The organism is Exiguobacterium sp. s89 (assembly GCF_018617735.1).
GTDB lineage: Bacteria > Bacillota > Bacilli > Exiguobacteriales > Exiguobacteriaceae > Exiguobacterium > Exiguobacterium marinum.
Genome location: NZ_JACSKS010000003.1, coordinates 95,185 through 109,753 on the forward strand (window position 1 = coordinate 95,185; position 14,569 = coordinate 109,753).

Annotated in this window: 12 protein-coding genes; 6 read left to right on the top strand and 6 right to left on the bottom strand. The window is 47.7% G+C overall.

The genetic code is table 11. The features are described 5' to 3' along the window. Positions 1-31: 31 nt before the first annotated feature. The 4 genes from KNO96_RS10295 to KNO96_RS10310 form a co-directional block, all read right to left on the bottom strand. Positions 32-2,041: a catalase gene (locus KNO96_RS10295; RefSeq protein WP_214703582.1), complete on the bottom strand. Its 2,010-nt coding sequence runs from the start codon at positions 2,039-2,041 to the stop codon at positions 32-34. Between the two features lie 133 nt (positions 2,042-2,174). Beyond that, on the bottom strand, positions 2,175-2,828 hold the full coding sequence (locus KNO96_RS10300) for a hypothetical protein (RefSeq protein WP_214703583.1): 654 nt from the start codon (positions 2,826-2,828) through the stop codon (positions 2,175-2,177). A gap of 47 nt (positions 2,829-2,875) precedes the next feature. Continuing rightward, a complete protein-coding gene (locus KNO96_RS10305) occupies positions 2,876-4,078 on the bottom strand; it encodes an NAD(P)/FAD-dependent oxidoreductase (RefSeq protein ID WP_214703584.1) in 1,203 nt (400 codons plus the stop codon). A 102-nt stretch (positions 4,079-4,180) separates the two neighbouring features. Further along, the gene (locus KNO96_RS10310; protein WP_214703585.1) at positions 4,181-7,687 is read right to left on the bottom strand and encodes a lamin tail domain-containing protein; all 3,507 of its coding nucleotides are present in this window, start codon (positions 7,685-7,687) and stop codon (positions 4,181-4,183) included. A 372-nt stretch (positions 7,688-8,059) separates the two neighbouring features. On the opposite strand from KNO96_RS10310, the gene KNO96_RS10315 reads away from it, so the two are divergent. The 6 genes from KNO96_RS10315 (at position 8,060) to KNO96_RS10340 (ending at position 13,174) form a co-directional block, all read left to right on the top strand. Beyond that, positions 8,060-8,821: an alpha/beta hydrolase gene (locus KNO96_RS10315; RefSeq protein WP_214703586.1), complete on the top strand. Its 762-nt coding sequence runs from the start codon at positions 8,060-8,062 to the stop codon at positions 8,819-8,821. A 132-nt stretch (positions 8,822-8,953) separates the two neighbouring features. After that, positions 8,954-10,609: a glycoside hydrolase family 13 protein gene (locus KNO96_RS10320; protein WP_026824657.1), complete on the top strand. Its 1,656-nt coding sequence runs from the start codon at positions 8,954-8,956 to the stop codon at positions 10,607-10,609. 54 nt (positions 10,610-10,663) lie between these two features. Then, a complete protein-coding gene (locus KNO96_RS10325; protein WP_214700843.1) occupies positions 10,664-11,002 on the top strand; it encodes a hypothetical protein in 339 nt (112 codons plus the stop codon). 57 nt (positions 11,003-11,059) lie between these two features. After that, entirely contained in the window at positions 11,060-11,263 is a 204-nt protein-coding gene (locus tag KNO96_RS10330; protein ID WP_015880320.1) for a YwbE family protein, read from the top strand. 1 nt (position 11,264) lies between these two features. Next, entirely contained in the window at positions 11,265-11,432 is a 168-nt protein-coding gene (locus KNO96_RS10335; RefSeq protein WP_015880321.1) for a hypothetical protein, read from the top strand. Positions 11,433-11,701: 269 nt separating this feature from the next. Beyond that, entirely contained in the window at positions 11,702-13,174 is a 1,473-nt protein-coding gene (locus KNO96_RS10340; protein ID WP_214703587.1) for an alanine/glycine:cation symporter family protein, read from the top strand. Between the two features lie 48 nt (positions 13,175-13,222). Here KNO96_RS10340 and KNO96_RS10345 read toward each other — a convergent pair whose 3' ends face one another. Together KNO96_RS10345 and KNO96_RS10350 are read right to left on the bottom strand one after the other, a co-directional pair. Further along, positions 13,223-14,023 (bottom strand): formate/nitrite transporter family protein, encoded by an 801-nt coding sequence (locus tag KNO96_RS10345; RefSeq protein WP_026824654.1) that lies wholly within the window; start codon positions 14,021-14,023, stop codon positions 13,223-13,225. A gap of 93 nt (positions 14,024-14,116) precedes the next feature. Next, positions 14,117-14,506: a VOC family protein gene (locus KNO96_RS10350; RefSeq protein ID WP_214703588.1), complete on the bottom strand. Its 390-nt coding sequence runs from the start codon at positions 14,504-14,506 to the stop codon at positions 14,117-14,119. Between the last annotated feature and the right edge of the window lie 63 nt (positions 14,507-14,569).

Consider the following 14,569-nt stretch of genomic DNA (forward strand, 5'->3'; position numbering starts at 1 on the left):
CTCGGGAATCGAGTCGAGTAAAGTAACGTCGTTAGGCACGGTCCCAGAAACGGGCTGTCGCAATCCCATCGATGAACGCATCGAATCCATCGAGGTTGTGCTCGTCAAACGTGAAGACGCCAGGCTGGTCTGTCTTCACGCGACATGTGGCGAGTGCCTCTTTGTGATGCACGTGCAAGGCGAGCGGCTTATAGTGCTTATACGTGTTCTCGATAAACTCGAGGACATCATCTTCGACCGAGGTTGCGGCGCTCACTAAGAAAGCGGCATCGAAGAGACTCGCGTCGACTGTGTCATACGTCTCTTTTACTTTCAAATCACCGAGCATATGCGCTTTTTTTCCGACGAGGCTATAGTTGACATTGTGGTCGGCGAGCGTCTGCACCCATTGTTTCACCTGATTCGCGTCCACGTCACCGGCGAGGAGGAGGGCGACACTCTTCGTGTCCGGTTTTTTAATCGTGTTGGCCATCGAGAGGGCAGGGGAGCTCTTATCTGACTGGACCTCATTATTCTCTTCTGGCACTTGTACCCCTAAATTGTCCGCGACGACTTCGGCGAGGTGACGATCGATCCGATTCAATAAATCGACGGCGTTTTCTTTCACCATGTCGGACTCACATTTTCCGAGTTCAAAACTACAGGCGTCTTGAATATGTTGCTTCTCGACATCGGTCATGCTGTTGTAGAAGAGCTTCGCCTGTGAATAGAAATCAAGGAAGCTGTCGCTACGGCCGCGAATCTTATGCCCGTCCACCTTTTCTTGATAATGCTCGAAACCACCTTGGTCGGCCGGTACGGGTTCCGGCTGGTTGTTGTTGAGCGCATTTTTGTGATAGCTCGTCTGCCCTTTATGGACGGCCATTTGATGCATCCCGTCCCGCTGATTGTTGTGGAACGGACAAACTGGTTTATTGATTGGAATCTGGTGGAAGTTTGGTCCACCGAGACGCGAAAGCTGCGTGTCCGTATACGAGAACAGACGACCTTGCAAGAGCGGATCGTTCGAGAAGTCGATTCCTGGAACGAGATGACCCGGGTGGAACGCGACTTGCTCAGTTTCCGCGAAGAAGTTGTCGACGTTTCGGTTCAAGGTCATCTTCCCGACGAGTTTGACCGGGATTTCTTCTTCCGGCCACAGTTTGGTCGGGTCTAAAATGTCGAAGTCGTACTTGAACTCGTCTTCTTCAGGGATGAGTTGAAGTCCGAGCTCCCATTCTGGATAGTCGCCTTTATTGATTGCTTCATACAGGTCGACACGGTGGAAATCAGCATTTTTCCCGGCTGCTTTTTGGGCTTCGTCCCATACTTGTGAATGCACCCCGAGCTTTGGCTTCCAATGAAACTTAACGAAGTGCGCTTTTCCTTCAGCATTTACGAGACGGAACGTATGCACCCCGAACCCTTCCATCATGCGTAGACTACGCGGAATCCCCCGATCACTCATCGCCCACATGACCATATGAGCCGTCTCGTGATTTTGTCCGACGAAATCCCAGAACGTATCGTGCGCGCTTCCCCCTTGCGGCACTTCTGTATGTGGTTCAGGTTTCACGGCGTGGACGAGGTCCGGGAACTTGATTGCATCTTGGATAAAGAAGACCGGGATGTTATTCCCGACTAAATCATAATTCCCTTCGTCTGTGTAGAACTTCGTCGCAAATCCACGGACGTCCCGAACGGTGTCACCGGAACCGCGTGACCCCTGAACCGTTGAGAAACGGACGAATACGGGTGTTGTCTTCGAAGGGTCATTCAAGAAATCCGCTTTGGTGAACTCGGCAAGCGGTTCATACACCTGGAACTCCCCGTGTGCTCCGACTCCACGCGCATGAACGATGCGCTCCGGAATCCGCTCATGGTCGAAGTGAGTCATCTTCTCACGGAAATGGAAGTCCTCGATTAACGTCGGACCACGACGTCCTGCTTTCAGCGAGAATTCGTCTTCCGCCATCTTCAGACCTTGGTTTGTCGTCAAGCCAGCTTGTTGTTCGTTATCAATCGTATGTTGTTTTAACTGCTCTTCTTTCTTGTTCCCCATGTGATTGCCTCCCTTAAGTATGACTGACCGTCGTAAGTCACGATTTGACCTACTATATCGGTGTTCCCTAACCTAAAATAAAAAAATCCCTCTTTTTCAAAAAAAGAGAGATTTCACACAAAGTTAAGGTTATTCATAATGCGGCCCATACATGTTGTTTCAATACGATTTGTTGCACCACTTTAGGGTCGAGTTCGTATTCCGTGGCAATGACACGCGTCACTTTCGCTTTCGCATCGGGGTCATCAGGATTCTGCTCCGTATACTGGTCTTGCCATGATCTCCAAATCTGTATCTCTTTGTCGGTCAATTTGGTCGTCCATTCTTTTTCCCGAAGTTGCCAGCCGAATATCATGTCGTCTATTTGACCGGGTTTCACCCAATCGGCAAGCGCGTAATCACCTTCCGGAGCGAATACGGCTTCACCGAGTGGGGGTTCCGTCCCGATATACGCGGCATCATCATAAAATCGTAGCAAGGCGGCCTGAAACTGATCAGACTGTTGTACGTCATCGATGACGTCATGACTGATTGATTGAAGCTCATCCGTACTCCGTTCCCCATGTACCACGACATCATATTCATATCGAGTGACGCCGTCTTCTTCAATGGGTGTACGTTCTTCAATCGTGTATATTTCCTCGGAAATAGAGGCTTGTTCAGACTTCAATTGTGTGGTGGGTGTCGACTCCTGCGGCCAGAACCAGACGGCCAAGCCGAGCGGGACGAGAAACACGGCGAGACGCCGGAGTTGATATACCCAATTTGCTTTTCTTTTTTTCTTCAACCAAAAAACACTCCTTCAATATGTAACAATCCCCGAGATGTCGGGGATTATGTTCGATCTAGACGAACGAGGTCCGCATCGGGATGCGACTGACCGCGAACGAGGGCACTTAAAATACGAGAGCCGAGCATGCTGTACACCGTCCCATTTCCCCCATATCCAAGTAAGTAAAACAAGTTCGGTTGATTCGGGTGCTCTCCGATGAACGGGAGTTGGTCCACTGATTCTCCGAACAAGGCGACCCAGGCATAATCGATTTCAAGGTCATACATCGGGAAGAGCTCGGCTATTTTTTCTTTCACCCGTTCTGCCCGATCATTCATGAGCGTCTCGTCGTGAGGTGTCTCCGCTTTGTCTTCATCGAGACCGCCAGCGATAATCCGACCATCGGGAGTCGTACGTAAATAGAGATACGGGCGTTTCGTTTCCCAAATGAGGGCACGTCCTTCCCAATCACTGAACTCAGCGATCGGATTCGTGGCGATGGCGTATGACCGATTTAAATCGATTCGATGGGAGTCGAGTAGGGGGGCTGGCCCATAACCCGTCGCAAAAATAACTTTATTCGCTTTGAATGTCCCGTTTGAGGTGAAAACGACCCATCCGTCACCGTCGGACACGACCTCATCCACCGACGTTTCTTCAAAAATTGGGACGTGTTGTTTTGATAAATGGCGAATGATTTGACGGCTTAGCGTGAGCGGATTGACCTCGGCATCGCCTTTGGTGATGAGGGCCGCCGGTTTTTCGAATGGGAAGCGTTCGCGTAATGTCTCACGATCCAACCATTCCACGTCAAAACCGTACTTTGACAGCATTTCATACTCACGTTTCAATTTGGCAACATCGGTCTCATCACTCGCAAAACAAAGACTGTCCCGTCGAATATATATATCGGATGCACCGACATCTTTTGCCACCTGGTCGAGCGATTCGACCGCATCGAGACACAATTGATAAAAGCGAACAGCTGCCGCCTCTCCAATTTTTTCTGCGAGTTCATGTAACATGATGTCATTTGAATATTGAATTAACCCGGTATTTGCTGATGTGCTTCCTGTCCCGACTTTGCGCGCATCAATCACCGCAAAATCGACACCGTCCTGTTGTAGCGTATAGGCCGTCAATGTCCCGGACATGCCAGCTCCAATGACGAGCACGTCGTAGCGTTCCTTTTTTTCAGGTTGTTGCAATACGACGTTATCTGATTCAGTTGTTGGCCAATACAGTTCTCCGTTATACAGTTCCATAATTTCTCCTCCACGATTCAGCTTCTTCCTTTTTATCCCCGCTTCAGAAAAGGCAAAACCTAAAAAACCGCAGACAATGTGTCTTGTCTGCGGTTCAAGATGTCATTTCTTGATAATGATTGATGAAGGAGAGGCACCTTTCGTATACGTGATGCGTTGGACGTTCTTCGCACCATGAATCTCAGCAAGGTTTTTCCCGTCAACGATGACTTCCTTCACTGTTGCACCTTTGAAGTCGATAGTGGCACCAGCTTCTTTTGGTTTCACTTGAACGACGACGTTTTTTAAAGCGTCACCAGTCAATTCCGTGTATATACCACGAACGAAGATCCCATTTTTGAAGTTTGTACCTTTTCCGATCGTCACACCGATATAATCCTCTTGAAGGACGAGACGTGCAGCTTTATGGTTTTCCACGGTATAACGCGTCAATTCCACTTCTGGTTCCGGTGTGAAGTCGATTTGTGCAAGGACTGGATCGTGGTCACTCGCACGTCCTGACATCTCTGTGAAGTCTGCGTTGACGTGAATCATGTCGATCTTCGTAGAGTTCGCTAAGCGGTTCGACACGAGGATATGGTCGAGTACTTGCGAATTCCCTTGATACACATAAGAGTAACGGTCGACAGCCGGGACTTTCTCGACCATGTTCGTCATTAAGTCACCTTTGAAGATTTGAAGTGCATCCGAGAATTCGAAGTCGTTGAAGTCTCCAAGTGCAACAACGTTTGCTTCTGGGTTCTTCGTCTTCACGTCCGACACGAAGTTGTGGACGACTTGTGCAATTTTCTTACGTTGCACTTCACTTCCGAGTACGACCGGCTGTTGTGAGCCGAAGAACCCAGTATCGCCGCCTTTTGAGTTCCAGTGGTTCGCGATGACGATGACGTTCTCGCCTTGGAAGTCGAATTGAGCCGCCAACGGTTTACGTGAGCGATCGAACGCTTCGTTCGTTGGGTCGATCCGTCCCGGGTTGTGCGTCAATTTCCCGTCAGCGTATCCGACTGCCGTCGTCGCATCACCGGCAGGAATTCCGTCAGTCAATGACACGCGCTCAGGGTCGTATAAGAAGCCGACGCGGATGTTGGCATCCGGTGCGCCACCATCCTGGTTGTTCTCTGGGTCGATGTTTGCGTACTTGTATGTCTTCCCGCCGACAGCAACAATGTTGTCAATCAAGCGTTGATAACTTTGATCAGCGGCAGAACCTGCCCCTTTGTCCTGTCCGTCGTTGTCTTGTACTTCTGTCACGCCGATGATGTCAGGGCTGTTCAATTCATTGACGAACGCTTTCGCCAATTTGAGTGCCTTCTCATCTGATGTTTCTTTGATGTTGTTCGAGAAGTTTTCTAAGTTATACGATGCAATCGTTAATTGATCTTCCTCTGCCTCGATGAACGTCTTCTCACGCTGCGCATCCCCTTTGACGAATGTAGCCTTCATATCCTCAAGTGAAGCTTGAATCTTATAGTTACCGAATGAATAGCCGACGACACCGACAATTGGTCCGTTGAAACGGTCGCCTGTCGCGACATCAAAGTCACGTGCTTCAGCGTTCGGTTCGAGACGGAACTGAATGCGTTCTGGGTTCGCGTCGTTCTTTTTCAATAAGACGCCGCCATTGTATGTCTCCGTTGGCGTATCTTCGAGAACAGTCACCAAATCACCGTACTCCTGCGGTCCGACCGACTTCAAATTGTTCGTTTGAACGCGCATCCCTTCAAGGCTCTCCCAGAAATCGATTGCGTCCTTCTCCGGGTTGAAGACGGCGAGATTATCACTGTCGATATACTCGGTTGGGAGATTTGAAGCGTCAATCGTGATCGGGGTAGGAAGTGTTACACCGCTCTCGAGAACTTCAACTTTTCCGTTACGCGTATCGATTTGTGTCATCTTCATATCTGTCTGTTGACGGTCGCTGTATCCTTCAATCGCGTACTCGCTCACTTTTCCGTTCACTTTAACGAGGTCACCGACTTGAATACCAGCAATTGAACGTCCGCCGTAAAGGACAATCCCTTCAGATGTGCGTGCATCATTATCGGCTTCCGTGTCAGGAGTTTGAATGAAGTAGTAGGTCGTTCCGCTTGAGACGAAAGTAGACGTGACGATCCCTTCGATACCTTCAACCGTCTGTCCGTTCATCGGAGCGGTATGGTTCGCACCTTGGATGTCGTGAATGCGAATTTTGTCTGTAATCTTGTAAGAGAATGTCGAGATGGCACTGAACGCATCTTCCGTTTTCACGACCGTCTTCAATGTCATCGAGTTTTCGATGCGGATTGGATTTTCGTAACGAAGACCATTCTCTTTCGGATCAGATCCGTCGAGCGTATAGAAAATCTCGGCGTCTGCTGTCGTTGTCGAGAGCGTGACGTCTTGTGGTCCGACGAACGTACCGGCACCTGGTTTTGCGACGGCAGGGCGAAGAACAGACGTATCGATGACTGTATCTGCTGGGTCACGAGGGATGATTTGGTACATGTTATCAAATTGCTGGACGATTCCTGTAATCGATGAATAGTTCACGTCTGTCTGCAAGTCGAGGATGCTTCGCTCGTCACGAACGATGAACTCTTTTGTCCCATCTGTTGCCGTCAAGTTCTGACCGCTACCTGTGAGCGTGACATTTTTGACGGTGACGAGTTCTGATTCGACGTTTTCGTTGATTTGTTCACCTGTCACTACTTGTGCAACAGGAAGCGTCGATTCCTGTTTGGAGACGACGACGGCACTGTTCAATTGAAGTAGTTCACGATATGAACCGACGACCCCTGTGACGACAACCTCATCCCCGACATTGACCGCAAGTGACGTTGGACGGATAGACAGACCTCCCGTCGCGTCTTGGATGGAGATCGTGTTTGCTAATTTAGCCGTGACGATTCCTTTTACCGTGACCGTCTCGTTTTCTGCTTTTGTCCGCGCGTCAGCAATTGAAATCGGTGTGATTGGTGCAGGCGGTTCAGTCGTGCCACCATCTCCGTACTCGACACCTTGGAACGTATGTAACCCGAGGTTATCGAACGTGTCTTGTGGTGTCGATATCCATTCGATAGACGGGTCGAACGTGTCGCTGCCTTCACTGTCTCCACGCGTCACCGTATCTTTACGAATGAGCGACTGATCGGCAGTCGCAACGATCGTTCCCCATTTTGTCCCCGGGTCGAAACCGAGTTGACCAAAGACATCGAGAATAGTGTCTCCTTTTTTCAAGATGATTGTGTCATCCCCATTGAAGTTCGTCACGGCGCTCACCGTGTTCGATTTTTCTTTCAACGCGTCCGATGCACTGCCGTTCACGATGACATATGTAGCTCCCGGTGCGAGTGTGCCTGTTAAATTCAATGTGTTTCCGGCAGTCGTGCCTCCGTTTGAATACAATTCAATCTTGTAAGCAGAAAGGTCAATTGTCGCGTTCGTTCCGTTAAATAACTCGATTGCCTTGTTATTACTTGATCCTTCAACATATTCTGAAATGAAGAGGTCTGAAGCGTTCAACGTTTCGGCGTGTACGTTTGCCGCGATCGGCGTCATGCTGCTGACGATGAGTCCTGCTGATAAGGCAAGGCCAGTGACTGTCTTAAATGATTGTGTTGGTTTCCCCATGTGTAAGTCTCCCTTAGATGTAATGGTCTAATCCGATTTCCCCAATTCGTGTCGTTGATTAATGGTGAATATTCGTCCCCCTTTTTCGAAAAAACGACGTGATAGCGCTTACATTACTTCTCTTGTGACGAATTTCTTGAAAAACATTCGTGTATTGTCAAAATTAACACGTTCATTTCCCAAGTTTTTAACTACATGTTAAACATAACCAAGCAGACGTCAGAACTCAATCTACTAAATACGAAGTTATGATTACATTTTGATGACAAGGTAAATGAAACCTGAAGAACTTGACGATTGCTTCGATAAAATTTACACTCTTCTAATACTAATTAATTATATCGGTTAAGTGTGTATTAAGAGGAGGAAGAAATGAAAGAAACCGTTTATCCAGTTATTCCTGGAGCAGGCGCATTTTATTATGAAGGAAACGAGATTGGAATTTTACTTTGTCATGGCTTCAACGGGACACCTCAAAGTGTGCAAGATGTCGGGATTGAACTGATGAAACAAGGGTTTACTGTTTACGCACCACGTTTGAAAGGGCATGGGACAGACCCGGAAGATTTTCGATGTTCAACGCATCGATGCTGGTATAAGAGTGTGATCGAAGGAATTGAACGATTGCGTGAATCTTGTCAGACTGTCATCGTTGTCGGTCAGTCAATGGGTGGAACGTTGGCACTCAAAGCAGCTCTTGGAAGAAAAGCAGACGCAGTCGTAACAATCAATGCCGCACTGTCCGTACCGGGATATGCGTGCCATGCGTCGGATACCGAGTGTCGATTCATCGACGAAGACGCGCCCGACATCTTAGCAGAAGACGTATATGAGATTGTCTATGACCGCGTGCCGACAAGAGCAATCCGAGAATTGCTTTCGCTGATTGACGAGGTGCGACCTCACGTCGAATCGGTGGATGTGCCGACATATGTGATTCATTCAGCTGTCGACAACGTGGTTCCACCTTCCGACTCCATCTGGTTGTTTGATCAGCTACAAGGAACAAAAGAATACGCCGTGCTTCCAAACTCATATCACGTCGCGACGATGGACCATGATTGGAAACACTTATCGAAGCTCATCACGGCCTTCTGTGAACAAGTGGGGGCGCATCATCAAAATGCAGTGTAAAAACTGCATTTTTTTATGGACTGATTCTTTGCAAACGCTTGCACTAGTGCTATGGTAGATGTGAATCATACCTTATTGTAGGAGGCACGGTGCCGTATGGAGACGTTGTTCAGCCAAACGAAACAAACAAAAATAAGTCGTGTATGGTGGAAAGAGGCGATTGCCTATCAAATCTATCCACGAAGTTTCAAAGATTCGAACGGGGATGGGATTGGAGACCTTCGTGGAATCATTGAAAAGCTTGATTACTTAGAAGACCTTGGGATTGATGTCATCTGGATTTGTCCGATGTATAAATCGCCGAACGATGACAACGGATACGATATTAGTGATTACCAAGATATTATGGAAGAGTTCGGGACGATGGAAGATTTCGACGCCTTGCTAAAGGCTGTACATGCGCGTGGGATGAAGCTGTTGCTCGACCTCGTCGTCAACCATACGTCGGACGAACATCCATGGTTCCTAGAGTCGAAAAGTTCGAAAGACAATCCGAAACGGGATTGGTACATTTGGCGAGATGGTAAAGAAGGTGCACCACCGAGCAACTGGGCGAGTATCTTTGGCGGCTCTGCCTGGGAATACGATACAGAGACTGATCAATACTACTTACACGTCTTCTCGAAGAAGCAACCTGATTTGAACTGGGAGAATCGTGAAGTACGAACGGCTGTTTACGATATGATCAATTGGTGGCTCGATAAAGGCGTCGACGGATTCCGTGTCGATGCAATCAGTCACATTAAAAAGATGCCGACGGGGACGATGCTTCCATCTCCGGACGGCAAACCGGTCGTCACGGCGTTCTCGATGTATTCGAATATCGATGGAATCCATGACTACCTTCAAGAGATGAAGCGGGAGACTTTCTCGAAATACGATATTATGACCGTTGGTGAAACGAACGGGATTGAACCGGAAGCAGCGGATCTTTGGATGGGACCGGAAAATGGCGCGATGAATATGGCGTTTCATTTTGACCATGTCGATATTATGCGACGGTCACGTCTTGCCCCGCTCGATGTCGTCGAGTTGAAACGAATCTTTGATAAATGGCAACAAGGTTTACTCGAAACCGGTTGGAACGCACTATACATTGAAAATCATGATATGGTGCGAGCGGTCTCGCTCGTTGGGGATGAGCAACATTACTGGCGTGAGAGTGCCACGGCTCTTGGGATGATGTATTTCTTTATGCACGGCACACCATTCATCTATCAAGGACAAGAGATTGGGATGAAGAACGTGCCCCTCCCGTCCATTCATGACTATGATGATGTCGCGACAAAAAATGAGTATTTCGAACGGATTGCGAACGGGATGAGTGAAATCGATTCGATGCAACAAGTATGGGGGACCTCACGTGACAACGTGCGAACGCCGATTCAATGGGATGCGTCGCCTCATGCTGGTTTCTCGACGAAAACACCATGGATGCCGATTCATGAAGAGTATGAGACGCTTAACGTCGAGGCGCAGCAACACGATCAACACTCAATCCTATCATTCTACAAGGAGATGATTCGACTTCGCCGAGCCGAAGAGACGTTTACGTATGGTCGTTATCGTGACGTCTTGCCAGAGCACAAGCAAGCCTTCGTCTATGAACGTTCATTTGAGAACAATCGATTTTTCGTGGTCGTCAACTTGACTGCCAACCCGGCAGAAGTGACAATTCCAGAAATAGCGGGCGCTACGCTCGTCATGACGAATGAAATTGATCCGGAGACGATTGAGACCGAGACATTTATGTTGCGACCATTCGCAGCCCGTCTATATCGTTTATGATAGAGAGGTACCTTCTGAGGAGGGTACCTCTATTGAATGTGAGGTGAGATGAGGATGCATACGATTGAATTTTCAAATGGGAACGAGGTAGCACGAGTCGTCATCATAAGCGCGAGCCGCGAACAAGTAAACTTGATGATGGATGAGCAACGTGTTGTAACCACTGTGACAACGTATCTCGATTTTGGAGAGGCGTTCGCCTCGGCCTTCCATTCCCTTCAAGGAACGGCGACGCTCCATGATATCGATGGAAATACGATCATCAACGTCATCTTTTCGCATCGAGGAGTCAGCTTGCAATTCCATCATCCGCTTCCCGAGAAGACACTACAGACCGATCAAAGTTACATGACGGAAACGATGCGACAAATCGGTATATGGAATAGACTGTGACAAATACGGGAAAAGAGCATATGATAGAGATTGACTAAATGGAAAGGGGTGTCGGGTATGGATGGAACGAAACGTGCTGACATTCGCCCAGGGCTCCATGTCCAAATCGTTTTGAAACAAGATCAACGAAGCGGAAAGTTGACGAAAGGCGTCGTTCAGGATATATTGACGAACTCGCCACGTCATCCGCACGGAATCAAAGTGCGTTTGAGCGATGGACAGGTCGGTCGTGTGAAAGTGATCGAAGCTGGAGGTGAGTAAGATGAGTGAGAAAAAATTATCTTTTCAAGAGGCGATGAAACAAAAGCTAGCAGAAAAGAAACAGAACCAGACAAAGGTTCCGACAGGTTTACATGGTACGAAACAAAAACCATTAACGAGTCAATTGACGAAAAAACCAAATAACCAGAAGAAACGTACTGGTATTTAAGACGACAGCTACTCGAAAAGAGTGGCTGTTTTTTTTGAATATTCGTTTCATGGTCATCAAAAACAATCATGATTTAATATTTCTAAACATTATTATTGTAAGCGCTTTAAATGAGTTTGTATAAGGAATCATGATTCATTGATGTGAAAAAACAGTGAAGTAACCTATAAAAAAATGGTTGATAATTTTCAGAATATTTGTATAATTCAGAACTAAGACATCATAAAAAATCTCAACTTCAGATTCACACAACAGGGAGGAACTTATTCATGGAAGCGATTCAAGGTTTGCTACAAGGAAGCGTCGACTTTTTGAACAACATCTTATGGTCGTACGTATTGATCGCCGTACTCGTTGGAGCCGGGATTTATTTCACAGTCAAAACACGATTTATGCAGTTCCGGTACTTAAAAGAAATGTTCCGTGCGGTCACGGATAAGTCGGACGTGACACCATCAAAAGATGGCAAGAGTATCACACCAATGAAATCATTTTTTATCGGTGCTGCGACTCGAATCGGTACAGGTAACCTTGCAGGGGTCACGGTAGCCGTCACACTCGGTGGACCGGGAGCGGTCTTCTGGATGTGGATCGTCGCCCTTCTCGGTGGCGCCACAGCCATGATTGAAAGTACATTGGCTCAAGTATACAAAGTGAAAGACGATGTCGCTTATCGCGGTGGCCCAGCGTACTACATCGAAAAAGGTTTGAATAACCGTGCACTAGGAATCGTATTTGCGGTTCTCATCGCCGTCACATTTGGCCTCATCTTCAACTCTGTTCAATCGAACACGATCGCTGCAGCATTCGATAACGCATTCGGTGTCGATGCAGTCATCGGTGGAGCAATCTTGGTTGTTCTTACTGGTCTCGTCATCTTCGGTGGAGTACAACGTGTCGCTAACTTCTCGGCAATCGTCGTACCGGTCATGGCCGTGTTGTACCTTGTAATCGCGCTCTACGTTGTTGTTGTCAACTTTGCTGAACTCCCAGCCGTCTTCGCGATGATCTTCCAAAGTGCATTCGGTTTAGACGAAGCAGTCGGTGGTTCAATCGGTGCTGCGATTTCTATGGGTGTTCGTCGTGGACTCTTCTCGAACGAAGCTGGTATGGGTTCTGCGCCGAACGCTGCAGCAGCAGCTGAAGTATCACACCCTGCGAAGCAAGGTTTCCTTCAATCACTCGGTGTATTCTTGGATACGTTGATTGTTTGTACAGCAACTGCAGCCATCATTCTTCTCTCAGATAGCTACGCTTCAGGGAATGGTGAAGGGATTGTCCTCCTTCAAAATGCCTTGACTGAACAAATCGGAGCACTCGCCCCGGCATTTATCGCCATCAGTGTCTTCTTGTTCGCATTCAGCTCGATTGCAGGAAGCTACTACTACGGTGAAACGAACATCGAATTCATCAAGAAGAGTAAAGGTGCAGTCCTTGGATTCCGTCTTGCGACAATGGCATTCGTCTTCATCGGAGCGGTTGCGAGCCTCGGATTCGTTTGGAGCCTCGCTGATCTCTTCATGGCAGGAATGACATTGATCAACATCACAGCCATCACATTGCTTGGTGGTGTTGCCTTCAAAGTTCTTAAAGACTACGAAGAGCAACGTGCTCAAGGTCTCAACCCACGCTTCTCAGCTCGTAAACTCGGTATCGAAAACACAGAGTGCTGGGACGTCGAAGAAGACGAAGTGGCACAAGGTTCTGTTCAAACAGCCGCTGCTGACGTTTCAAAATCATAATGCATCACGCAACAAACAGGGACCCTGCTAATTGGGGTCCCTGTCTTTTTATGCACGTTGACGGATTGGCTTGACGGCTTGTTCCATTTCAGTTTTATTTAAATACAAGTAACTTCCGGCCACGAACAACGCACCCCCGACAATGTTACCGAGTGTGGCGAAGAATAGATTGTAAAGGGCGCCACTAAAGTTGATGAGTTCTGACGGCACATAGTGAAGCGCAAGTGCGAAGACACCCATGTTCGCAATCGAGTGTTCGAACCCGGCAGCAAAAAATACGACGACTGGAATCATCGTTAGCATGATTTTTGCGACGTCATTATTTGTTTTTAGTGGCATAAAGATAGCCAGACAAACGAGAATGTTACACAAAATCCCTTTTAGGAAAATCGCAAGGGCATCTCCGCCGATTTTTTTCGCCGCGACGACAGCGAGCAAATGATCACCCGTTACCTCGCCCATACTGTGAGCTCCGATGACGAGAAGAGATAAAATGACGGCGCCAATCAAGTTGCCGATCCAACTGATTCCCCATATTTTCGCTAAGTCTAACCAAGCGACACGTCCCCGTTTTGCCCCTGTGTAGAGATACATCGTATTACTCGTAAATAGTTCTCCACCCATCCAAACGATGAAGACGAGTGCCACCGAGAAACTAGCACCGGCAATGAGCATCGTTCCGGGGACATCGATGAACATGTTTCCGACTGTGAATGAGAAGACAACTCCAATGCCAATTAAAAAGCCGGCGATAATCGACCGTAACACATATTTAGAAAATGAATGCTGAAGCAACGATGATTTTTTAAATGCGGCTTCTTCCATATAATCGATGACTTGCTTTTCCATAAGAAGACCTCCTTTAGACCCTTTCAGTCTAGGAGGTCGACGTAGAGTTTGCAATTGTTTTCACAAACTTTCAATAAGTTCTCACGAAACCGTTCACATCGTTGCCACGAGTTCAACTTTGATGCGATCTGGGTCTTCGAAAAACAGCGCTGTATAGTCCGGACCACCTGCATGGGGAAAGCGGTCTCCGTAAAGCTCTTGGAAGCCGTGTGACGTCAGCTGTTGACGAATATCTTCTAGTTGTGTGAGTGAGGTAGCATGAAACGCCAAATGATTGAGACCGGTCTTTTTTCGGTGATAGGACGGAGTGAGATGGTCTTCTTCCGTCTGTACGAATACGAGATATGTATCGCCGAAACGATAGCTTCGACCTTCCGGCCAAGATTGATAGAGCGTGTATCCGAGTTGGTCACATAGAAGCCATTCCCAAGCACGTACACTGTCATTTAGGTTTGATACGTACAGTTCGACATGGTGAAGCATGAGAATCATCCTTTCGATGGACGTTTGAAATCGGTCCGTTCGGTATAATTGAACTATACAACG